The following is a 22,441-nucleotide window of genomic DNA, read 5'->3' on the forward strand; positions in this document are numbered from 1 at the left end:
TCCTATCCCGTCAAGAGTTTATTCTTCGTGAGAGTGTAGCGAACCTTAGGGCAATTTCAATAAGCCTGCCCTGCTCGACGGGGCCCCAGCGGGGGCCGAGCGGCGTCGCGGCTAGCCCCTAATGTGCTGGGCATCCACCTCGGCGTCGAAGCTCTCATCCTCCGGATCGGGCAGCCCGTAGAGGGCGCGGGCGAGGGTGTCGTGCTCCTCGCCCCAGCCGGCGCGGTCGGTGCGGGCCAGACCACCGGTCTCTACCCGGGTGCCGCCCGCAACCGGACTGACGCGAATCCAGATGCGGCGGCGCTTGATAGCGAGCGACCCCACGAGCCCCGCCAGGGTGATCATGGTGCTCACCAGCACCCAGATCTGGGTGGAATCGTGGCTGATCTGCAGGTTCACAAACTCCTTGGCGCCGTCGAAAGTGACGGTGGTGCCATCATCAAGGGTGATGGACTCACCTTGGAGCAGATTGACGCGCTCCAGCTTCTGCAGCTGGCCGGTGTGCACCAGGGAGGGATCGAGGCTCCACAGCGACTGCCCGCGCCCGGTATCCAGCCCGGCATCGCCGCGATAGATATCGATGGCGAGGGCGGGATCGCGCATCGCGGGGAAGGCGGAGGCGAGCAGCTCATTGTTTTCACCCGACCACGCAGCGGTGGGGGCAAAGAGCCCCTCGAGGGCGATCTGGTTTTCACGGCGCTCCGAGAGCTCCTCATACATTCCCGCCGGCGGATCGAAACGCATCGCGCCGGAGGACAGGAAGAAGGTGGGATCATCGGGGCGGAACTGCAGGGTCTGGGTGCGGCTTTCCCCATCCGGCCAGGTGACCGTGACGGTGGGGGCGAAGCCGTGGCCTTGCAGATAGACGCGATCGCCGGCGATACGCAGCGGGTGGTTCACCCGCAGCTCATAGTCCTGCCACGTGGAGGGGTCGGAATATACGTCCTCGCCCTCGGCCCAGGAGACGTTGCTGTGGAACATCTCCGCCTGGCCATTGGGCAGATAGTCGGCGGTGAAGTCGTGAACGTCGATGCAGAAGGGGTTAAGGCTGGTGCCATCGAAGGTGGCGCCGTGGCGGAAGCTGTCATAGTTTGCCACCGCGGTATTGCAGAACTGCGACTCCTCGGTATCAGCCACCACGATCACTTGCCCCTCGTAGTAGCTCAACCGGCCCCAGGCCACGGTGATCAACATGCCCACTAAACCGAGGTGAAAGACGAGATTGGCCAGCTCGCGCGCATAGCCCTTCTCCCCCGCCAGCGAACGCTGCCCGCTGCGATCCTCCGCGGCCGAGTACTCCTTCAGCCGCCAACCCTTCATCCGGCTGCGGGCCGCGGCGAGCACCTCATCCGGGCTCTCCTCCACGACGCCCTCGGAGTAGTGCGGGAGGCGCTCCAATTTTTTGGGAGCGCGCACCGGCGGCTGCTTCATGGCCTGATAGTGCTCCCAGCTGCGCGGCAGAATACAGCCGATCAAAGAAATGAACAGCAGCACATAAATCGCGGTGAACCAAGTGGAGCTGAAGACGTCGAAAAGCTGCAGCTTATCGTAGACCTCCGCGATGCGCCCATTGGTGGCAATGTATTCCTCTACCTTGGACTCATTGAGGCTGCGTTGCGGCAAAAGGGCACCGGGAATGGCGCCCAAAGAGAGCAGAAAAAGCAGGATGAGCGCGGTGCGCATACTGGTAAGCCAGTTCCATGCGCGAACGACATAGCGGTTGAGGTTTTTCATGAGGTACTCAGCGTTGTCCTTTGAGGAGTCGGAGCCGCGGCCTAGAGCAGGGTGGTGCCGTAATTGACGGTCCACTGCCTGATCACGTTAATAAAGCTATCCCACAACCCCGTGACCAAGCACACGCCCACCACGATGAGCAGGGCGCCACCGATCTTCTGGATGGTGCGGGAATGGCGTTTCATCCAGTCCACCGAGTTCATCGCCCGGGCCGACCCCAGCGCCACCAATAAGAAAGGCAGGCCAAGCCCGAGGCAATAGGCAATGATGAGCGCCACCCCGCGGGCGGCGGTGGTGCCTTGGGTGCCGACGGCCACGGAGATGATCGCTGCCAGAGTGGGGCCTAAGCAGGGTGTCCAGCCTAGGGCGAAGACCCCGCCGAGCAGCGGTGCCCCCACCCAGGTGGAGATGCGCTTCGGCTGCAGTCGCGTGTCTTTTTGCAGCGCCGGGATATAGCCCATGAATGCCACGCCCATGATGATGGTGATGACCCCGCCGATCCGCTGCAGCGTGGTGGCCTGCACGGTGAGCGCCTGAATGGTGCCGAAGACGGTGACTGTGGCGAGCACGAACACCACGGTAAAGCCCAGGATGAACAGGCCGGCAGCCCCGGCCACGCGGGCGCGGGAGCCGCGCACCACGGTGCCACCGCGCGCGTCATAGCTAATATCGCCGCCGACCACGCTGGCGAGATAGGAGATATAGCCCGGCACCAGTGGCACCACACAGGGGCTGGCGAAAGACACCAGCCCCGCGAGCGCGGCGGCGAGCAGCCCCAGCAGAAGGGGGCCGCTGGCCACGAGGTCAGCGACGGCGTTGGTGTCCACTCAGATCCTTAGCTCAGTTCTTGGTTCACTGCCTCGAGCAGCTCGGTGTCCGTGACTTCTCGCAGGAACACGTGCGCGGGGCGGTGCTGTCTATCCAGCACGATGGTAGTGGGGATCACGGTGGCGGGAAAACCGCCCAGCGCCACTGCCGATTTGAAGGGCGGATCGTAGATGGAGGGATAGCTCACCCCATTGTCCTTCACGAAGTCCCGTGGCAGCTGCACATTGTGGTCGCGGACATTGATGCCCAGCACGGTGCCCCCGCGGGATTCGATATCCTCCTGCACCCGCTGCAGATCATCTGACTCGGAGCGGCAGGGCGCACACCACTGGCCCCAGGCATTGAGCACCACTACCTGGCCCTCGTAGTCGTCCAGGGAGATTTCTGTGTTCTCGTCCAGCAGCGAGGGCCCCTTGAGCGTGCCGATGGGGGCGCGCTCCTCCTCCGGGTAGTAGATATCGGTTTCGCCGCCGGGCGCCACGAAGGAGAAGGTTCCACCCACGGCCACGGCATCATCGCCGGTGCTGCAGGCCGTGGCCGTGGCGGCGGCCGCCACCAGGCTCAGAATCAGTGCCATCGTGCGCATCATGAGAGGTCCCGTGCAGGTTCGGTGTAGTGCATGTCCATGATGTCCTCGCCGTGGAAGATCAGCGAGGTCACGGACGCCAGGTCGCAGCGGCGCAGGGCCGGGTTGTGATAGAGCGGCAGGCCCTGCAGATGGCGCTGCACGCAGACAATCGGCAGCTGGTGGCTGATCACGATGGCCTCGTGCCCGGCAGCGCGCTCGCGAATGTCGGCGATGGTATCCATCATGCGCTCGGCGATGTGCTCATAGGGCTCACCCCAAGAGGGCACGCGCGGATCCACCAATAGCGGCCAGCGCACCGGATTCCACAGCTGGGAGCGCCATGATTTGATACGCAAGCCCTCGAAGCGGTTACCGGCCTCCAGCAGGCCTTCGTTGGTTTGTAGCTCACGGCCTGTGACCTGCTGAAAGGGCTCGGAGGTTTCGCGGGTGCGCTGCAGCGGGGAGCTATAGAGCTGGGTCACGTCGTGGCTGGCGAAGGAGGCGGCGGTGGCGGCCGCTTGGGCCCGACCCCGCTCCGATAGGTGATATCCGGGCAGGCGGCCATAGAGGACGCGCTCCGGATTGTGCACCTCACCATGGCGGACCAGGTGCACAATGGTGGTTTCGGGGGTGCTGGCCACGTTAGGCTCCATCCTTGATTGGGGTGGCGGCGGCCGCTGCCTCGGCGGCCGCCGCGAGGGCCTTTTCGATGGTCTCGAAGTCACGGTCGCTCAGCGCGGTAGAGACGAACCAGGTTTCAAATACGCTCGGCGGCAGGTGCACGCCGTGCTCCAGCATGGCGTGGAAGAAGGCCGGGTAGCGGAAGGTATCGGCGCCCTGCATATCGGCGAAATTGTGGCCCTCGCCCTCGGCGAAACGCACCGACATCATGGTGGTGGCGCGCTGAATGTGGTGCGCCACTCCGGCCTTGTCCAGCGCCGCGTGGGTGAGGCTGGCCAGCTGATCGGCATGGGCGCGCACCGTATCGTAGATGTCTGCGCTGGCATTATCCAGCGAGGCCTTACCGGCGGCCACCGCCACCGGGTTACCGGAGAGGGTGCCGGCCTGGTACACGGGGCCGTGCGGGGCGAGGTATTCCATGATGTCGCGGCGGCCACCGAAGGCCGCGGCGGGCAGCCCGCCGGAGACCACCTTGCCGAAGGTGGTGAGGTCGCCGGCCACGCCATCCACGCCGTACCAGCCCTGGTAGGAGGTGCGGAAGCCCGTCATCACCTCGTCCATGATCAGTAGCGCGCCATACTCGCCGCACAGGGTCTTGAGCTGCTGGTTGAAACCCTCCACTGGGGCGACGGTGCCCATATTGCCGGCGGCGGCCTCGGTGATCACACAGGCGATATCCTCCGGATGGGCGGCGAAGGCGGCGCGCACCGCCTCGATGTCGTTATAGGGCACCACGATCGTGTCGGCGGCGGAGGCGCCGGTCACACCCGGGCTGCCGGGCAGGGAGTAATCGGCCACACCCGAGCCGGCGGCGGCAAGCAGCGCATCCACGTGGCCGTGATAGCAGCCCTCGAACTTGATGATCTTCGACCGGCCGGTAAAGCCGCGGGCCAAGCGCACCGCTGACATGGTGGCCTCGGTACCGGAGTTCACCAGGCGTACCTCTTCCACCGAGGTGCGATCCACGATGGTCTGGGCCAGCTCGACCTCGCCGAGGGTGGGCGCGCCGAAGGAGAGCCCCTTCTCCACGGCCTTCTTCACGGCCTCCACGATGGCGGGGTGGTTGTGCCCGAGCAGCATCGGCCCCCAGGAGCAGAAAAGATCCACGTATTCATTGCCGTCCACATCCACCAGCGTGGAGCCGTGGGCGTGGTCGATGAAGCGGGTTTGGCCTCCCACGGAGCCGAAGGCCCGCACCGGAGAATTCACCCCGCCAGGGATGAGATTCTGCGCGCGATCAAAGTACTCAGCGGAGTGCGAGGTGCTAAAAGTCATGTGCTTCATTGTAGACGTCTCCAGCAGGACGCTTATCGACGCCCACTTCCACCCCTACGGCCGCTCGTGCACACCCAGGAGCGCGCGGGCGGTGGAGCGCGCATGGGCCACCACGGCGGGCACACCCACGCCGCCGACCCATGCTCCGGTGACCGCCACATCCGCATCATGAGCCAATGCCTCTTGCACGGCGGCGACGGTATCTAGGTGGGTGTGGGAGTAGCGCGGGATCCCGCCGTACCAGTACTGGGTGTAGATCTCACTCAGCCCGGCGGCGCGGCCATCAAAGCCGGTGATAGCCTGCAGATCGTCCAGGGCCCAGTCCACCAGCTGGTCCTCATCGGTGCGCAGGTAGGAATCATCGCCATAGCGGCCGAAGCTGGCGCGCACCAGCGCCCCGCCGCGGGCGGCCAGGTGCGGCCACTTCTTCGAGGAGAGCGTAAAGGCCTTGGTGTGCACATTCGGCTCATCGGCGGCGATGAGGATGCCGGAGTTATCGGGCAGGCCGGTAGCATCGTCGAACTTCATGCCCACCACCACTGAGCCGGCCAGCTCCACCTGCTTGGCCGCGGCAGCCGCTGCCGGGTTGTGCTGCTTCAGCAGCAGCGCGGTAGTGGGTGCAGGGGTGGCCATAATGACCTTGTCATAGACCTCATCCTCGCCGCCTGTGAGGCGCAGCCCGTCCTCGCAGCGCTGCAGCCCGGTGATGAAGGCATCCACGAAGATCCTCGCCCCGGAGCGCTCAGCCAGCGCCTCATAGAAGGTGGCATAGCCGCCATCGAAGGTGGCGAAGATCGGTGTCGGCTCGGTGGCTGGGGCGTCGCTGCGGGCCGCACGTGCGGTGGCGCGCTGCTCATTCATCTTCTTCACCGCCCCCGAGAGCGTGACCTTCTCCCCCGCCTCGACCATGGCGTCGAAGGTGGCGGCCAGCGCCGGGATGGTGGCGCGCACGCCCAGATCATCGGCCTGGCAGGAATACACCCCGCCCAGCAGCGAGCTGAGTACATGATCCACCACATCATCGCCATAGCGCTGGCGCACCAGCTCTCCGACGCTGAGATCCTGACCCACCGTCCACGCGATGGGTTCTTGGTTGCCCTCGGCGTCGATGCGGGCGGCCGTGTCGGCGGAAATCAGCTCCCGGATCTCGGCGGCGGTGGCGGGAATTCCCATGGCCCCGCCGCGGGGCAGCGGATGCAATTCCTCTCCGGAGTACACCAGCGAACCGAGGCCAGAGGGGTAGCGCAGACTATCGCTGAGCCCCAGTTCCGCCACGAACTCCTTAATATCTGGGCGCAGGTTGAGAAATGCCTCAGCGCCCATATCCGTCGGCCCCGAGGCGAAGGGCACCGTGAACAGCTTCCCGCCGATACGGTCCGCGGCCTCGTACACATCGATCTGCGCGGAGCTATCGTGCTTGTTCAGCTCATAGGCTGCGGTGAGGCCGGCGAGACCGGCGCCGACAATGGCGTACTTCATGGTTGCTGATGTCACTTCCTAAGTCTCGTGGATGATCTCGACGGCGCGCGTGATCATCTCTGCATCGGTGCTGGGCAGCACCCCGTGTCCCAGGTTGAAGATATGACCGGTGGCGTCGCCGGCCGCTATGGCCCGCTGGGCCTCGCCCGTGATGCGCTGCACCTCAGAAGAAATCACCTCTGGCGAGGTGAAGAGCATGGCGGGGTCCAAGTTTCCTTGAAGCACCTTGGGGCCGGCGGCGGCACGGATGCGCGAGGCGGCGTCGTCAAGCGGCACGCGCCAATCCACGCCCACCACCTCGGGGCCGGCCTCAGCCATCGCGCCCAGCAGCTCGCCGGTGCCCACGCCGAAGTGGATGCGCGGAATGTCATATTGCTCGATATGCGCGAAGATTTCCTGCGAGTAGGGCAGAACGAACTCGCGGTAGTCGCGCTGGCTGAGGAAACCGGCCCAAGAATCGAAGAGCTGCATGGCGTCGATACCGGCGTGCACCTGGGTATCAAGATAGCCCAGCACGGTGGGCACGATGCGGCGCATAAGCGCATGCCAGTTCTCGGGATCGGCGTGCATCATGGCCTTGGTCTGCTCATGGTTTTTGCTGGGCCCGCCCTCGATGAGATAGCTGGCGAGAGTAAAGGGGGCGCCGATGAAACCGATGAGGGCCTGCTGATCAGTGAGCTCATTGAGGATGAGACCAATGCCCGCGACGATCTCCTCCACATCGTGATCGAGAATCGGCAGCGCCGAAATATCCGAGGCGCAGCGGATCGGCCGCTCCACCACCGGACCGCGGCCGGGCACGATATCGATATCGAGGCCCGCGGCCTTGAGCGGCACCACAATATCGGAGAAAAGGATCGCGGCATCAACATCATGCCGGCGGACCGGCTGCAGGGTGATCTCGGCCAGTAGCTCCGGCATAAAACAGGAGTCCAGCATGGCGATGCCCTCGCGCACCTTGCGATATTCCGGCAGCGACCGCCCTGCCTGGCGCATGAACCACACCGGGGTGCGGCTGGGGGTGCGGCCATGCGCGGCGGCGAGCAACGGCGCGGAAGGGATCGAGCGGCGGCGGGCAGAGGCGGAGTCTGTCATAGTGTTCCATCATGCCCTACCCGTAGGACACGTCGCTAGCGAGCTGCCCCTTGCCGGATCATGGCCCGCCCAGCGGCGCGGCGGCGGCCCCGGCGCAGGCTCAGCCGAGCACCGTTTCCAGGGCGGTCGCCGCAGCCACCACGGCCAGCAGCGTGGCGAAGGCCAGGGTGAGCTGATAGGGGCGCACTCGCCGAGTCAGCGGCTCGCCCGCTATGCCGCCCACCACCGAGGCGGCGGTAAAGATCAGCACGGTCAGATAATCTCCGCCGAAGTCGGTGCCGACTCGCGCCGCCAGCCCCGCCAGGGCGCTGATAATCATAATCACCAGCGAGGTTCCGGCGGCCTGGTGCATCCGCATGCCCAGCGCCAGCACCAGCACGGGCACTACGATGAAGCCGCCGCCGACGCCGAAGAAACCGGTGAGAAAACCCGTGGCGCAGGCCAATGCCACCACCAGCCACCAGGGACGAGAGGGCGCCGGTGCGGCCGCGGCGGCCTCGGGCTGGGCGCGATCGCGCAGCCCCCGCCAGCCCATATAGCCGGCCACCACAGCCAGTAGCGCCGCGAAGAGCACCAGGAGCAGATCGGGGTTCACCAGCACCGATACCCGCCCGCCGAGGAAGGAGCCCAGAACCGTGAGCAGGCCAAAGCTGGCGCCGCGACGCCACGCCACCGTGCCGTGGCGGGCGTGGCCGACAAGGGAGAACGCGGCGGTGGTGGCCACGATGATGAGGGATCCGTAGGTGGCATCGTGCGGGGCGAAGCCCAGCAGGAAGATGAGGGCGGGCACGGAGAGGATGCCGCCGCCGGCACCCAATGCACCCACCACGAGCCCCACCCCGAGGCCAACGACAATGGTCAGAAGGATCATGGTGTCTAGGGTAGGCGTCGATACGCTAGAAGCGTCGCGCCTGCTGGGAGGACCACTCCGTAATGAACGAGCTGGTGAGCATGAGCACGGTGGCGGCCATCGGGTGCAGCAGGCCGGCGGCGGCGAGCAGCATGGCGGTGATGTTATACACCCAAGCGAACATGAGGTTGCGGTCGACGAGGGCGCCGACGCGGCGCGCCAAGGTGAAGGCCTCGGGGATGGCGGAGACGTCCTGGCGCAGGATCACCACATCGGCCTCGGGCACATCGAAATTATCGCCGGGCTGGACCAGCAGGCCCACATCGGCCACGTTGAGCGGGCCGCGCACGGACTCATCGCCCACCATGCCCACAACGTTGCCGCGGGTGTGGACGCTGCGGACCGTGACCGTCTTCTTCGCCGGGGCGATGCCGGCGAGCACTTTGGAGATGCCCATGAAGTTCGCCAGGCGGCGCGCCACCGGATAGGCGTCGCGGGTGAGCATGACGGTTTCGATGTCCATCGTCTCCAGCTCGTCGATGGCGTCCATGGCATCGTCCTTGGGATCCGAGTGCATGGTGATCACGCCACGCGGCTTGCCCTTCCAATTGACCACCAGCGGGGTGCCACCGGCGGAGATCGCCAGGGCGAGGCGGCCCTCGAGATCGGACTCGTCGCGAGGCCGCCACAAAGAGGCCTCCACCTGGCGCATCTCCGTTTTACCGCGCGCGACCTCGATGGGTATTTCCACGAGCCCGGTGAAGGTACCGTGCTCGTCCACATGAGCTTGGGAGACATCGATCCAGTGCGGAATCTCCTCGCCGCCGGCCCCGCGGTCGCGGGCTTCGCGGGCGGCCTTGACTAGAGCCTTGGACACCGGATGATCAGACTCCATCGATAGCGCCGCGGCCACGCGCAACACCAGCTCGGGGTTTTCGCGATCGCTGGCGATCACAGTTTCCACCGACATGGTCTCCTTCGTCAGGGTGCCCACGCGGTTGAAGATCACGGTATTGACCCGCTCCATCACGCGGATGGTCTCCGAATTACGGATGAGCAGGCCCTTGCGGGCGCCTGACTCGATGCCATAGCGGGTGGCCAGCGGCGCCGAAATGGCGAGAGATACCGGCGCCACGCAGGCGAGAATGGCGAGCGCCGTGGCGAAGGCGACATTGTAGTTCCCGCGGATGAGCAGCCACATACAGAAATCCACGATGGCGATAGTGACTGCCCAAGGCACCAAGAGAGAGGCAGACCGGGTGGCCAACTGCGCGGAGCGGTTCTGCACGGCCGTGGACTCGTCGATCCAGCGCAGCATCGCAGCCAGCCGGGTGGCGGAGCCGGAGTGGCGGACGCGAATCTTGAGCGGCCCACCCAGGTTAGTGGAGCCGGCATACACCTTGGAATTCACCTTCACGGTGCGGGCGTCTTGGTGGCCCTCATCATGATCCACTGCCGAGCGCAGCAGCCCCGAGGCCACCGTGGAGGCACCGCCCACAACGTGGCCATCGCAGGGAATCACTCCCCCGGTGGGCACCAGGATGTCATCGCCCACCCGCAGCTCCTGCACGGGCACCACCTGTTTGACGGCGGCAGCACGGGGGCCGGCTTTGCGCACCACCGTCACCTCATACATGGTGCCCTCGTGCTCGCGGCGGGCGTCTTCTACCAAGTTGGAGCGGGAGTGACGCATGGCGATGCGCCCGCCCAGCAGCAGTACCGTCATACCGCAGGCCACATCTAAGAAGAGCTCTCCATCGAGGATCGAGGGGTAGTCATAGGCGAACCAGCGCGGTTCGGAGGTCCAGCCGATAGAGCCGGCTGGGGTGAAAAAGAGCATGATCATGGACCAGCCGAAGGCGGCGAGGATGGCCGCCGCACTGGCCGCGTCCAGCGCGGACATCTTCCGCCGCAATCCCCCCAGCGCCGCTCGGTGGAAGGGCCATGCGCCCCAAGTGACCACGGGGATAGATAGCGCGAAGCTGATCCACTGCCAGTAGTCGATCTGCAGCGAGGGCACATAGCTAAAGACCAAAATCGGGATGGTGAGCACGAGGCTCACCAGCAGCCGATCGATAGTGACCAGCCCGCGGGCGGTAAAGAGCACATCGGCGTTGTCGTTGCGCTCCAGGGTTAGGCCCAGGTGCCGGTTTTCGGGGTTGGCCTCGGTGAGGGCCTGCTTGGTGCCTTTGATGCGCTCCAGCAGGGAGCTGCGGTGCGGATGCCGCTGCGCGTGGTGCACCGGCGGGGCGATGAGGCGATCCGCGCGACGACGCAGCGAGCCTTCCGTGAGCTCGGCCCGCACCCCCATATTGGCCAGCTTCTCAATGATCGTCTCGGGCGGGATGCTGGTGGGTGCAGTGATCCACGCGATCGAGTTGGTGTAAATCAGCGAGGCCCGTACCCCGTCGATACATTCCAGTGCCTGTTCCACATCGCGTGCCGCAGCGGCCGAGGAGAGCCCTTGCAGCTCGAGGGCAAAGGAGATGAGCTCCGAGCCCTCTCGAGAAGCGAGACGCTGGGAGGCGAGATCAGAGGAGGAGGCATCGGTGTTTAATCCGGCGAGGCTGGCCGCTTTTTTGGCCTCTTTGATGGCCTCGTCCATGTCTCGCCAGTCCGCGCGTAGGGCGGCCGGGCTGAGATCGGCGCGACTGCCATTACTCAGGGGGCTCATTGTTTACTCCTCGCTCTCGCGATCAGGGGCGGACTCGGGATGAGTATTCTGGGCACGCTTTTTCCGCCACGCGCCGCAGGCGGCCACATAGTCATTCGCCGTGGGGCGGAAGATGGCCAGCCCACCGAGCGCCAAGACCATGGGTATCAGCCCGAAGGACAGCCCGACGAAGCGGAAAACGAAGGCCATCACGTCGAGCACGATGACGATGGCTAGCACGAGCAGAAGGATGCGGCGCGAGCGGGCGGAGCCGGAGTGCAGCTGCGCGGCGAGGCCCGCTATCACCAGCCCTAACACCATATTAAAGAAGCCGACGATGCGTTGATTACGCACCACGCTGTCTTGGAACTCCAGCGGCGCGGCGGGATCCCCCTGATAGCCGGCGGTGGTGACCACCAGCCCGGCGAGGATCATAAGCGCCGCCCCGGCGAGCAGGAGGAAAAATCCCACCCGAATACTGGCGGGGGCTGTAGGCTGCGGGGCCGAGGCGGGGTGAATCATGGCGATATCCTTCAACAGCAAGGGGTAGGGCGAAGCAGCGGCGGGACCGCTAGCGCTGGGTCTCTGCGGGCTCGATCCACGTCTTCGACTCGGGGCGGGAGAAAAACACCAGGCCCAAGACTGCTGCCACGCCCACCACAATTTGCAGGGAGCCGTCGATGAGGAATTGCACCGAGTTCGGATCGGACATCGGCGGCGGAGAGAAGAACACGAACAGCGCCCGAATGGTGAAGTAGATGCCAAAGAAGGTGAGTAGCCGCTTCGCGCTGGGCGCCTTCTCCCGAGCGCGGGCGATCACATTCACCATCCACGCGACAATGGCCAAGATCGCGAAGGCGAAGAGCATGATGCCCACGTAGTAGCCGATCACCGCCAGATTCAGGGCGGTATCCCCCAGGTTCTCCAGCTGGGATACTTGCTCCGAGTCCATGGTGGCGATCACCTGGGAGGCGACCTCGCGGGGGTTCATGGCGGTGGTGAGCACCAGCACCACATGCCGCAGCACCTCGGCGAAAATCAGCACCCACCACACCTTGACGGCAAGATCGATCGATTCCGGCCGCTCCTTCGATTCAGGCTCGGTGCGGCGCCCGCCCCGTGGTGGCTGCTGGCGCTGATCGCTACCTGGCCCTGCAGGCCCGTGGGAGGGCTGGGGGTCCGGCTTCGCATCCCAGGGACGCGAGGGGCCGCGGCGCGGGGTGCGCGGGCTGCGATCACCAGGGCGCTCCGGCTGCGGCGGCTGCAGCTGGCGCTCCGGCTCACCGAGTCCGCTGGGGCGCTCCGGCGGCGGCGCATCGGGGACAGGCTGGCCGCCAGGAGCAGGCTGGCCGCCAGGTGCAGGCTGGCCGCCCATCCCGCCGGGGCTGCTGGGTGGTGGTGCTGGGGTGTGGTTGTGCACAGCTGACCTATCTGGCTCTAGGGTGTCTGGTCTCGCCTTTAGCCGCATCGGCGGGCGAGGTCCACGGCAAAGTAGGTGAGAATCTGGTCGGCGCCGGCGCGCTTAATGGACAGGGCGGATTCCATCATCACGGCGTCAAGATCAATCCAGCCATTGCGGGCGGCGGCGTGAATCATGGAGTACTCGCCAGAGACCTGGTAGGCGGCCACGGGCACCTCCACGCGTTCCTTGACGGCGGCCAGCACATCCAGATAGGGCAGGGCGGGCTTGACCATCACGAAGTCGGCGCCTTCTGCCACATCCAGATCCACCTCCAGCAGGGATTCGCGGAAGTTCGCGGGATCCTGCTGATAGGTGCGGCGATCCCCCTGCAGGGAAGAACCCACGGCGTCGCGGAAGGGGCCGAAGAAGGCGGAGGCGTATTTGGCGGAGTAGGCCATGATGGCCACGTCCTGGAAGCCGGCGGCATCAAGGGCCGCGCGGATGGCGGAAATTTGGCCATCCATCATGCCGGAGGGGCTCACAATGTGGGCGCCCGCCTCGGCTTGGGCCACGGCCATGCGCTGATAGCAGGGCAGGGTGGCGTCATTATCCACCACGGTGGCGCCGAAGCGATCAGTGGTGAGCACCCCACAGTGGCCGTGATCGGTGAACTCATCGAGGCAGGTATCGGCCATGACCAGCACATCGTCGCCGAAGCGCTCCCGCACTGCCCGCACTCCGCGGTTGAGGATGCCGTCCTCGGCCCAGCTCTGCGAGCCGTTATGGTCTTTGCTGTCCTCCACCGGGACACCGAAGAGGTCGATGCAGCGCACCCCCGCCTCGGCGGCGTCCTCGACGGCGTGCAGCAGGGAGTTTTCCGTGTGCTGGTACACCCCCGGCATGGAAGAAATTTCATTCGGCGCGTCGATCTTATCGGCGATAAACATCGGCAAGATCAGATCACTCGGGTGCAAGCGGGTCTCGGCCACAAGCTCACGCATAGCCGATGAGCTGCGCAGACGGCGCGGACGGCGGAGCAGTCCGGCATCGTAGTGTGCGTCGCGGGCCCCAGCAGTATTCTCGGAAAACTCAGACATGCTTCCTACCTTAACGCGCGACAGCGCGCGGGGGACCACCCGCGCGCTTGTCTACTTCTTCGTTGCTTTCTTCCGGCTGCGTCGCTTCTTTCGCGGCGGCGGCAGCTGGTCAGTGGCCCGCAACTGGGCGACGTGATCGGCCAGGGCATCCACTACGTTGTGCACGCTCGCTTCCTCCGGCACCACATCCACGCGCAGCCCCAGCTCCTTAGCGGTGGCGGCCGCCATCGGACCAATGCAGGCAATGATGGTGCGCTGATGCGGCTTACCAGCGATTCCGACGAGATTGCGCACGGTGGACGAGGAGGTGAAGCACACGGCATCGAAGCCGCCCGTTTTGATCATGTCGCGGATCTCCGCCGAGGGCGGGGCGGCCCGCACGGTGCGGTAGGCCACCACATCATCAACGTCCCAGAACTTGGCCTTGAGGCCATCGACCAGCACATCGGTGGCGATGTCGGCGCGCGGCAGCAGCACCCGACCTACGGGGTCGAGGTCCTCGTCATACTCGGGGAATACCTCCACCAAGCCATGGGCGTTCTGGTGCTTCTCGTGCGGCATCAGCTCGGGGCTAATACCCCAGACGCGGATGGCGGCTGCGGTCTTTTTCCCCACCGCGGCGATGCGCACCCCGGCGAGATCGCGGGCATCGAGGCCGAACTCTTGCAGCTTCGACCACAGCGCGTCCACGGCATTGACGCTGGTGAGCACGATCCACTGGTAGCGCCCCTCCACAATGCCCTTGATGGCGCGCTCCATCTGGGCAGGGTTGCGCGGCGGCTCCAGCGAGATGGTGGGCACTTCTTGGGGGATAGCGCCGTGGCTGGCCAGGCGGGTGGACATGTCCGCGGCCTGCGCCTTCGCCCGCGGCACCAGCACGCGCCATCCGTAGAGCGGGCGGGTCTCCCACCAGGAGTATTTCGAGCGGGCATCCACGCCGCGCCCGATCGTGACCACCAGCTGGCCGGGGAATTCCCCGTTGAGCTTGCCAAGCGTGTTCAGCTGGGTGTCGTGGGTGCGCTGCAGGCGGGTGGTGCCGTGCACCGTCACCGATACTGGGGTGTTGGCGGCCATGCCGCGTTCGCTCAGCTCGGCGGCGATGGTGGCCAGATCGTCTTGGGTGGCGGTGAGTACCAGCGGCTGCGGCGCCTCGGCCAGCTGATCCCAGTCCACATCGGTGGCGGCCACATCGGTTTCGGTATAGGTCGATCCCGTGGCAATGCCGGCGAAGGAAGGCACGGTCGCCGGCAGTGACATGCCTGGCACTACCTGGAATTCGATGCCGCGGTGCGAGACCTCGTTGATCTCCCGCAGGGTGTGATCATTAGACAGCGGATTGCCGGCCACGAGCCGGATCACGTCATGGCCCTGGCGCACCTTCTCCTCGAGCCAATCCACACTAGCGTGCACACTGGGCTCGGCGGCCGAATCCTCCTGCGAGGCGGCGTCGATAATAGCGGTGACCTCGGTGATCTCCCCTGCCCCAGGCTGCGGCGGCTTCGGCGGCTTGCGGCGCGCCCCCTTGGCCTTCGCGGCGGCGCAGGCGGCCTCATAATCAGCATTCCACTGATCAATCTTGGCCTGCGGCACGCTCAGCGACTGCCCCACAATATCGCGCACGCCCGGCAGCACCACCTCATCAACCAAGGCGTAGACGGTGTGGCTCAGCACATCGCGCGCCCGCACGGTGAGCAGCTCGGGGTTGCCGGGGCCAGCCCCAACAAAAAGAACGGTCGCACCGTTCACCCCAGCAGCAGGCTCGCTAACGCGGGTCTGCTCACTAGCGCGATCGTCGGCCTGCAAGTCCTGAGCTGTCATCTACTTCTTTTCTTTTGGCGCGGCGGATGGGGGTGGGATCACAAGGTATACGTCGTGGGACGTGAAATAACCCCTTCGACCGTTCGCGGGCCTGGAAAATACGCGGTCCTTATCGGCGAAGAGGTTCGTCCACATGCTAGGTAAAGGGTAGAGCATGAATCGGCCTGTGAAAAATCGCCTTATACCACGCCCACCCACGAACCCATGTACTGGGGTCCCCTCTGTGCCAGTGATCCCGCCGACGCTTATCGACGCCGCCCTGCTTACTCACAAGCCATACCTCGAAGCTATCGATGTGGCTTAATATAAGGGCTCAGTCGTAATTCGTGACATCCCTGAAGGTTCGTTGCCGATGCTCCCCGCCCTTAGCCCTGCCGATCGCGGCGCGCTCTCCGCCACAGCCGCGTCGGGCACACCTCGCCATATCTCTTTTTCGCGATGGCACAAGGTGGTCTTCGTACTGATGATGGCCGCGTCCCTCATCTATGCCTTTTATAATGGCCACGGCCTGCGCTATCGCGTGGACATGGAGGTCTACCGTGTGGGCGCCCAGCGGGTGCTCGACGGCCAGGAGCTGTATAGCGGGGCGTTTCAGATCACCCCAGATGTGGTGTTGCCCTTCACCTATCCGCCGATCTCGGCGCTGCTCTTTGTGCCGCTCACCTTCGGTTCGCACACGGTGGCGTCGCTGTGTATCACCCTCGCCAATGTGGCCGTGCTCTTCGCGCTGACGCGGCTGATCCTCACCCGCTTCGCCGCCGTGGATTCCTCCACCGGATCGTGGCTCGCGCTCGCCACCACGGCAGCGCTGGTGCCGATCGGCCCCATCTGGTCCACCGTGGTCTACGGGCAGATCAATATTTTCCTCATCGCGCTGATCATCGTGGACACCATGGTTCTGCCACGGCGCTGGCGCGGCGTGCTCACCGGCGCCGCCGTGGCCATCAAGCTCACCCCAGCGGTCTTTGGCCTCTGGTTTTTGCTGCAGCGCGACTGGGCGTCGATTCTGCGCATGGGGGCCGGCACCCTGGGGCTTACGGGGATTGCGTGGGTGATTCTGCCGCAGGATTCGCGCACCTACTGGCTGGATACGCTCGCCTCCACGGGGCGCATCGGCAACATGGATTTTCCCGCCAACCAGTCCTTCAACGGTGCGTTGTGGCGGGCGGGGCTGCGCGATGACAACTCCGGCTCCACGCTGTGGCTGCTACTTGCCCTCATCACCATCGCCGTGGTGGCCGCACTGATGGTGCGACTCTTCCGCGCCCAGGCCCCCTTCGAAGCCTTGGCGGCCAATAGCTTCATCGCGCTGCTGGCCAGCCCAGTGTCCTGGACCCACCACTGGGTATGGATTCCGCTACTGGTTATCGCCGTGACCCTGCGGGTGACGCATCCCGCCACCGGCGATAGCTTCAGCAGCCGGATGCGCGTTGTCTGGAAAGTCTTTGCCGCTGTGGGATTCTTCTGCTTCCTGCTGGACCCGAAGGCTTTTACTCCCATCCCCGAGTTCGGCGGGGAGTGGAACCTCTTCTGGCACGTGGTGGGCAATAGCTACCTGTGGTGGAGCGTGGCCTGCATCGCGGTGTTGTGGGTGCTCTACCGGCCTCTAGTCCAAGAAAGCCACAGCGCGGAGGAGACGCCCGTCACGCCCGTGCCCCATCAAGGGGTGAATCCTAAGAAATAGATAACGCTACTCTAAGATCAGTCGCGTGAATGCAGTATTAGTTGCGGTCATCGTCATGCTGGTCTTGGCTGTCAGCCGCGTCCATGTCGTGCTTGCCCTCTTCATCGGCGCCCTCGTCGGTGGACTGATTGGTGGTCTGGGGGTCGATGGCACCATGCTCGCCTTCCAGGACGGTCTGGCAGGCGGCGCCAGTATCGCGCTCAGCTATGCGCTGCTCGGCGCCTTCGCCATGGCCATCGCCAGCACCGGTCTGCCCAAGATGTTGGCGGACTGGATCATCACGAAAATGGATCGCTCGGCCGGCGAGGCCTCTGAGCGTGCAGAAGCCACCACCAAGTGGGCGCTGATCCTCGGTATCTTCGCCATGGCGGTGATGTCGCAGAACCTCATCCCGGTGCACATCGCCTTTATTCCGCTGCTCATCCCGCCGCTGCTCACCGTGTTCAACCGCATCGGCTTGGACCGTCGCGCGGTGGCGACCACGCTGACCTTCGGCCTCGTCACCACCTACATGTTCCTGCCGGTGGGCTTCGGCAATATCTTCCTCAATGACATCCTGCTGGGCAATATTCAAGACGCCGGCATGGACACCTCGGGGATCAATATCATGCAAGCCATGGGCATCCCGGCGCTCGGCATGCTCATCGGTCTGCTCATCGCCCTCTTTATCAGCTACCGCGGCCGCCGCCACTACGAGGATCTGCCGGTTCTTGGCGAGGACACCTCCCGCCCTGCAGAAACCCGCACCCAGCCGTCCACCCCGGCCACCGGCTCCACGGCGGCACCCGCCGTCACTGAGGTAGAGGTGGAATCCGCCACCACCCCGCGGGCCAGCACCTATCAGATCATCGTGGCCCTCATCGCTATCGTGGCCACCTTTGCCATCCAGGTAGTCATGCAGGCCATGGGCGCCGAATCCAACTCCCTGCTGGTGGGAGCCTTGGTGGGCCTGTCCATCATCCTCATCACCGGCGCGGTGAAGTGGAATGAGGCCGATGATGTCTTTACCGATGGTATGAAGATGATGGCCATCATCGGCTTCATCATGATCTCCGCCCAAGGCTTTGCCGCGGTTATGAAGGAAACTGGGCACGTGACCACCCTGGTGGAAGACGCCACCAACGCCTTCGGCAGCAACCAAGGCGTCGCCGCGCTCGTCATGCTGGCCGTGGGCCTGGTGGTCACCATGGGTATCGGCTCCTCCTTCTCTACCCTGCCGATTATCGCCACCATCTACGTCCCGCTGTGTATGGAGCTGGGCTTCTCGCCGCTGGCCACGGTGGCCATCATCGGCACCGCCGGTGCGCTGGGTGATGCCGGTTCGCCCGCCTCGGACTCCACCCTCGGTCCCACGGCCGGTTTGAACGCCGATGGCCAGCACGATCACATCCGCGACTCGGTGATCCCCACCTTCCTACACTTCAACCTGCCGCTCATGGCCGCAGGCTGGATCGCGGCGATGATCCTCTAGTCCAGGCTTTTCGCCTCGACCATTCAGCCCCGCCATCACCTGCCACCTGCTCGGGACAGGCTGTGGCGGGGCATGTGTTATCTCCGCAGCGCTCGACGGCGCTCCACAGCGGGCCCTCGGCCCCGCCCACACTGGCTCGCACCCTAACTCGTACTGCTCGCTCCATTTAGCATTGTGCTGGCCTAGTCCATAGAATGTGTCTTACGCTGCTCCCATTCCCAGCACATGGAACGCCCTGTGATTACTCTGAGCAGCCTTTTTATTCCCTTAACGCGATATCCGCGCTCGGTTTTCTAGCGCGCGTGAATGGCCTTTATGTCCGATGTCGCGTCCCACTGCGAAAGAGATGGAATGAACGATAAGCCCTACGATGGCCTCGACGAGGCCACCGACACCTTCCACGATGTGGATCATCGCCCGCGCCACGCGGCCACTCAAGCAGAGGCGGCGCAGTCCGACCACTCTGGCTCCACGGCCACAGAGCGCGCCAGCGATACTTCGGCGGCTAATCCCGGTCCCGCACCGCTGAGCGAGGGCGGCGAGGAATCCAGCGACGAGGTCGATCGCGGCGCGATTCTCGGCTCGGATGGCCGCTGGCTGGCCGGATGGGCCCTGCGCTTTGTCATTCTTGTGATTGCCGCTACCCTGCTGTGGTTCGGTCTGGCCAAAATCTGGGTCGGTTTGCTCCCGATCCTCTTGGCTATCCTCCTCTGTACAGTGCTGTGGCCGCCGGTGCGCTGGCTTCGCAGCAAAAAGGTTCCCGCTGGGCTGTCCGCGCTGCTGGTAATTCTGGGCTTCTTTGCGGTCTTCGGTGGGGTTATTGCTGCCATCGCCCCGAGCATTACGTCGCAAAGCCAAGTGCTGTGGAAAGAGGCCCGCCGCGGCGCGGATCAGCTCATCGACTGGGTCCAGGGCCCGCCGCTGAATCTGCGGCTGGAGCAATTCAATGGGCTGATAGACCAGGTGACCTCGCGGCTGCAGCAGCAGTCCAGCCAGATCACCTCGGGCGTGTTCAGCGGATTGTCTGCCGCCTCCTCTATCGCGGTCACCTTCGTGGTGATGCTCGTGCTCACCTTCTTCTTCCTCAAGGACGGCACCGGTTTCCTACCTTTCGTTCGCCGCTATGCTGGGCACAACGCCGGCTGGCACTTGAGCGAGGTGCTCACCCGCACTTGGAATACCCTCGCAGGCTTCATCCGCGCCCAGGCCATCGTGTCGCTGGTGGATGCCGTGCTCATCGGCGCCGGCCTGCTCATTCTGCAGGTGCCGCTAGCCCTGGCCTTGGCCACCATCACCTTCTTCGCCGGCTTCATCCCCATCGTGGGTGCGATCTCTGCCGGCACGATCGCGGTGCTGATTGCGCTGGTGTCCAATGGCGTGGGCACGGCCATTGCCGTGCTGGCGCTGATCCTCATCGTGCAGCAGCTGGAGGGCAATGTGCTCTCCCCGATCCTGCAGTCCAAGGCCATGAACCTGCACCCCGTGATCGTGCTGCTGTCGGTGACCGTGGGCTCTACCCTCTTCGGCATAATTGGCGCCTTCTTGGCCGTACCGGTAGCAGCCACCCTCGCGGTCTGGCTGCGCTATCACTCTGATCTGGTGGCGCTGCGCGCCGGCGAGATCACCGCCGACGATATTGAGATCGCCACCGCCAAGGGCGATCAATCATCGGAAGGCCTGCAAAGCTTCGAGACCATCCGGCAGAAGATGCTGGCCTTGGGCACCCGCAAGGAAAGCTCCTTGCAGTCCACCAAGGATGCAAAGAAGAGCCAGGACGACGAGGACTAACCCCCCTCGTTACACAGCACAGCACCGCCGGAAACGTACTCTCCGGCGGTGCTTTTTCGGGCGCCACCGCGCAGGTGTCCCTCGAGCAGGACGCCCCGCGCTTGGGCTAGGCCACGAGGGCCTTATTCTGCTGGCCGTGGCTTGTTAGAGATACTCCCCCACCACGGCGGCGATCTCCTTGGCGCTGTGATCGACCACGTCGAACCATGTGGTGGCAGCATTCTCGTCTGCGGAGTCGCTGACCTGCTTGATCAGGGTGATCGGAATATCGAAGAAACGCGCTACCTCCACAAAGGCGACGCCCTCCATATCGACCAGCTCGGCATAGTGGCCCAGCCGGGCGCGCGTCTCGGAGTCGCGAATAAAGCTATCGCCGGTGGCCAGCCCCGCCGCGGGCAGCGGGCCAACCTTCTTCAGCTCATAGGGCTCGCCCCAGCCGCGGCCGGTGGCGTCTTCAAAGACATCGCGGTCGAGATCATGCTTGAACACCGTGGCGATCTCGAATACACCAGAGACGCCGTCCTTGAGGCCGCCCGCGGTGCCGATATTGATGATGTGCGAGGGGGTGCGCCCTTCGGCTCGGGCCTCGGCCAACAGGGCGGTGAGCTTGATTGCGGCGGCGAGGGTGCCGATGCCGGTGATCAGTACCGGCACATCCTCGGGCAGATAGGCGGCCTCCTCTTTCGTTGCGGAAACGATGAGGGGCCGAGACTCTACGATGTGCGTCATAGAGTTGGAGTCTAGCAAGAACCGCGATGAGCACCGTGGGACTACTACCTGCCGCGGCCGTGCCCGACTAGCCCTGTATCGAGCCGCGACTAGAGCCCCACAGATTCGCCATCGATCTCTGCCCGCGGCGGGTCCAGCTCCACGCGCACGTTCATGCTGTTGTTCTCATCAAATACCCGATAGGCGAGCACCGCGTTGTCGATATCGGTGATCTCTACCTGGGCGTCCTTGATCCAGGGCTGGGCTTGTCGACGCCGCCCTAGCTGCTCATGCAGCGCATACATCCACTTCCCGATCTCGTGTAGCTCCTCCGGGGAGCCGGGGAAGGTGGGCCGCACGGAATCGTCGCCGCCGACTCGTTCCTCTTTCACCCCGGTAAAGCCCTGTTCATCGCCGTAGTAGATGGCGGGTATACCCGGCAGGGTGTAGAGCAACACAGCGGCGATAGCGGCACCGTGCTCCCCCACCTGGCTGGCGATGCGGGTGGTGTCGTGATTGCCCACGAAGGTCATCGGGGTGAAGTTGAGCTCGGCGTTGCGTTTCAGCGTCCACTCCAGCTCGTAGAAATTCCGATCCTTGATGGAGCTCCAGATGGCTTTCCACAGCTCGTATTGGGTAATGGAGTCCAGATGCGCCTTGGCCACATAGTCGTTGTAGTCGCCGTGAATCATCTCGCCCACAAACCACGCGTGCGGGAAACGCTCACGCACCCGGGTGGTGACGCGGGCAAAGAACTCCGGATCGGTGGCATACACGGCGTCGAGGCGCCACCCAGAGATGCCGCGCTCGAGCCAGTGGCACATCACATCCACCACATAGTCCTCCACCTCGGAGGAGGAGTGGTCCAGCTCCAGCAGATCGCCGTGTCCTTCAAAGTCGCCGCCGCTGACATGCCCCGCGGTGGCCAACTCGTGGCTTTCAGCGACGTGGTTAAACACCCCGTCGAGCACCAGCTCAAGGTTCTTCTCGCGGCACACCTTCACTAGGTGATCGAAGTCCTCATCCGTGCCGAGGCGAGTATCTATCTGCAGATGGTCGATGGTGTCATAGCCGTGGGTGGCGGATTCGAAGATCGGGTTAAGCAGAATGGTGTCCGCGCCGATCTCGGCGGCATAGTCCAGCCAATTACAGATATGGCGCAGCCGCGGGGTGGTCTCGCGCTCTCCCTCGCTGGGGCGCACGGGGGCGCCGGTGAAGCCGAGTGGATAAATCTGCCAAATAATGTTGGGCATCGTTTTTTCTCTGGATCCTTCGCTAGTGACATCGCTGTCGTGGTGTTTCCTCCTTCC

Annotated in this window: 18 protein-coding genes; 3 read left to right on the plus strand and 15 right to left on the minus strand. The window is 64.6% G+C overall.

The features are described from left to right. Positions 1 to 111: 111 nt before the first annotated feature. The 13 genes from GBB11_RS08385 to GBB11_RS08445 form a co-directional block, all read right to left on the minus strand. Positions 112 to 1,734, minus strand: a complete 1,623-nt coding sequence (locus GBB11_RS08385) for a cytochrome c biogenesis protein ResB (RefSeq protein WP_151549702.1) — start codon at positions 1,732 to 1,734, stop codon at positions 112 to 114. A gap of 41 nt (positions 1,735 to 1,775) precedes the next feature. After that, a complete protein-coding gene (locus tag GBB11_RS08390) occupies positions 1,776 to 2,561 on the minus strand; it encodes a cytochrome c biogenesis CcdA family protein (protein WP_151549608.1) in 786 nt (261 codons plus the stop codon). A gap of 8 nt (positions 2,562 to 2,569) precedes the next feature. Continuing rightward, complete coding sequence (locus GBB11_RS08395) at positions 2,570 to 3,148, minus strand: TlpA disulfide reductase family protein (protein ID WP_151549703.1); 579 nt, start codon at positions 3,146 to 3,148, stop codon at positions 2,570 to 2,572. After that, positions 3,148 to 3,783 carry a histidine phosphatase family protein gene (locus GBB11_RS08400; protein WP_151549609.1) on the minus strand — a complete coding sequence of 212 codons (636 nt, stop codon included), beginning with the start codon at positions 3,781 to 3,783 and terminating at the stop codon, positions 3,148 to 3,150. The genes GBB11_RS08395 and GBB11_RS08400 overlap by 1 nt, the downstream gene beginning before the upstream one ends. Then, positions 3,773 to 5,086 (minus strand): glutamate-1-semialdehyde 2,1-aminomutase, encoded by a 1,314-nt coding sequence (gene hemL, locus GBB11_RS08405; RefSeq protein WP_151549610.1) that lies wholly within the window; start codon positions 5,084 to 5,086, stop codon positions 3,773 to 3,775. Before hemL ends, GBB11_RS08400 begins: the two co-directional genes overlap by 11 nt. Before the next feature lie 54 nt (positions 5,087 to 5,140). Continuing rightward, positions 5,141 to 6,565: a protoporphyrinogen oxidase gene (locus GBB11_RS08410; RefSeq protein ID WP_151549704.1), complete on the minus strand. Its 1,425-nt coding sequence runs from the start codon at positions 6,563 to 6,565 to the stop codon at positions 5,141 to 5,143. Positions 6,566 to 6,583: 18 nt separating this feature from the next. Then, on the minus strand, positions 6,584 to 7,660 hold the full coding sequence (gene hemE, locus GBB11_RS08415) for a uroporphyrinogen decarboxylase (RefSeq protein WP_151549611.1): 1,077 nt from the start codon (positions 7,658 to 7,660) through the stop codon (positions 6,584 to 6,586). Between the two features lie 100 nt (positions 7,661 to 7,760). Beyond that, complete coding sequence (locus GBB11_RS08420; RefSeq protein WP_151549612.1) at positions 7,761 to 8,531, minus strand: sulfite exporter TauE/SafE family protein; 771 nt, start codon at positions 8,529 to 8,531, stop codon at positions 7,761 to 7,763. Positions 8,532 to 8,556: 25 nt separating this feature from the next. After that, complete coding sequence (locus GBB11_RS08425; RefSeq protein ID WP_151549613.1) at positions 8,557 to 11,184, minus strand: cation-translocating P-type ATPase; 2,628 nt, start codon at positions 11,182 to 11,184, stop codon at positions 8,557 to 8,559. A gap of 3 nt (positions 11,185 to 11,187) precedes the next feature. Continuing rightward, complete coding sequence (locus GBB11_RS08430) at positions 11,188 to 11,685, minus strand: hypothetical protein (RefSeq protein ID WP_151549614.1); 498 nt, start codon at positions 11,683 to 11,685, stop codon at positions 11,188 to 11,190. 49 nt (positions 11,686 to 11,734) lie between these two features. Then, positions 11,735 to 12,583: a hypothetical protein gene (locus GBB11_RS08435; protein ID WP_151549615.1), complete on the minus strand. Its 849-nt coding sequence runs from the start codon at positions 12,581 to 12,583 to the stop codon at positions 11,735 to 11,737. Positions 12,584 to 12,621: 38 nt separating this feature from the next. Beyond that, a complete protein-coding gene (hemB, locus tag GBB11_RS08440) occupies positions 12,622 to 13,662 on the minus strand; it encodes a porphobilinogen synthase (RefSeq protein ID WP_151549616.1) in 1,041 nt (346 codons plus the stop codon). Positions 13,663 to 13,713: 51 nt separating this feature from the next. Further along, entirely contained in the window at positions 13,714 to 15,480 is a 1,767-nt protein-coding gene (locus GBB11_RS08445; RefSeq protein WP_151549617.1) for a uroporphyrinogen-III synthase, read from the minus strand. Positions 15,481 to 15,943: 463 nt separating this feature from the next. On the opposite strand from GBB11_RS08445, the gene GBB11_RS08450 reads away from it, so the two are divergent. The 3 genes from GBB11_RS08450 (at position 15,944) to GBB11_RS08460 (ending at position 20,423) form a co-directional block, all read left to right on the plus strand. Next, positions 15,944 to 17,164 carry a glycosyltransferase 87 family protein gene (locus GBB11_RS08450; protein WP_225979204.1) on the plus strand — a complete coding sequence of 407 codons (1,221 nt, stop codon included), beginning with the start codon at positions 15,944 to 15,946 and terminating at the stop codon, positions 17,162 to 17,164. Positions 17,165 to 17,189: 25 nt separating this feature from the next. Then, entirely contained in the window at positions 17,190 to 18,635 is a 1,446-nt protein-coding gene (locus tag GBB11_RS08455) for a Na+/H+ antiporter family protein (RefSeq protein ID WP_151549619.1), read from the plus strand. 351 nt (positions 18,636 to 18,986) lie between these two features. Continuing rightward, a complete protein-coding gene (locus GBB11_RS08460) occupies positions 18,987 to 20,423 on the plus strand; it encodes an AI-2E family transporter (protein ID WP_151549620.1) in 1,437 nt (478 codons plus the stop codon). Positions 20,424 to 20,567: 144 nt separating this feature from the next. Here GBB11_RS08460 and GBB11_RS08465 read toward each other — a convergent pair whose 3' ends face one another. Beyond that, complete coding sequence (locus GBB11_RS08465; RefSeq protein ID WP_151549621.1) at positions 20,568 to 21,152, minus strand: nucleosidase; 585 nt, start codon at positions 21,150 to 21,152, stop codon at positions 20,568 to 20,570. An 89-nt stretch (positions 21,153 to 21,241) separates the two neighbouring features. Next, complete coding sequence (locus GBB11_RS08470; RefSeq protein WP_151549622.1) at positions 21,242 to 22,384, minus strand: alpha-amylase family glycosyl hydrolase; 1,143 nt, start codon at positions 22,382 to 22,384, stop codon at positions 21,242 to 21,244. Positions 22,385 to 22,441: the final 57 nt, after the last annotated feature.

Origin of the sequence: Corynebacterium sp. 74A (assembly GCF_008930665.1) — a bacterium.
GTDB lineage: Bacteria > Actinomycetota > Actinomycetes > Mycobacteriales > Mycobacteriaceae > Corynebacterium > Corynebacterium megadyptis.

Coding starts and splice junctions, on each gene's coding strand:
- GBB11_RS08385 (WP_151549702.1), bottom strand. CDS start 1,734: ATGAAAAACCTCAACCGCTATGTCGTTCGCGCATGGAACTGGCTTACC.
- GBB11_RS08395 (WP_151549703.1), bottom strand. CDS start 3,148: ATGCGCACGATGGCACTGATTCTGAGCCTGGTGGCGGCCGCCGCCACG.
- GBB11_RS08400 (WP_151549609.1), bottom strand. CDS start 3,783: ATGGAGCCTAACGTGGCCAGCACCCCCGAAACCACCATTGTGCACCTG.
- hemL (WP_151549610.1), bottom strand. CDS start 5,086: ATGACTTTTAGCACCTCGCACTCCGCTGAGTACTTTGATCGCGCGCAG.
- GBB11_RS08410 (WP_151549704.1), bottom strand. CDS start 6,565: ATGAAGTACGCCATTGTCGGCGCCGGTCTCGCCGGCCTCACCGCAGCC.
- hemE (WP_151549611.1), bottom strand. CDS start 7,660: ATGACAGACTCCGCCTCTGCCCGCCGCCGCTCGATCCCTTCCGCGCCG.
- GBB11_RS08420 (WP_151549612.1), bottom strand. CDS start 8,531: ATGATCCTTCTGACCATTGTCGTTGGCCTCGGGGTGGGGCTCGTGGTG.
- GBB11_RS08425 (WP_151549613.1), bottom strand. CDS start 11,184: ATGAGCCCCCTGAGTAATGGCAGTCGCGCCGATCTCAGCCCGGCCGCC.
- GBB11_RS08430 (WP_151549614.1), bottom strand. CDS start 11,685: ATGATTCACCCCGCCTCGGCCCCGCAGCCTACAGCCCCCGCCAGTATT.
- hemB (WP_151549616.1), bottom strand. CDS start 13,662: ATGTCTGAGTTTTCCGAGAATACTGCTGGGGCCCGCGACGCACACTAC.
- GBB11_RS08445 (WP_151549617.1), bottom strand. CDS start 15,480: ATGACAGCTCAGGACTTGCAGGCCGACGATCGCGCTAGTGAGCAGACC.
- GBB11_RS08450 (WP_225979204.1), top strand. CDS start 15,944: ATGATGGCCGCGTCCCTCATCTATGCCTTTTATAATGGCCACGGCCTG.
- GBB11_RS08460 (WP_151549620.1), top strand. CDS start 18,987: ATGAACGATAAGCCCTACGATGGCCTCGACGAGGCCACCGACACCTTC.
- GBB11_RS08465 (WP_151549621.1), bottom strand. CDS start 21,152: ATGACGCACATCGTAGAGTCTCGGCCCCTCATCGTTTCCGCAACGAAA.
- GBB11_RS08470 (WP_151549622.1), bottom strand. CDS start 22,384: ATGCCCAACATTATTTGGCAGATTTATCCACTCGGCTTCACCGGCGCC.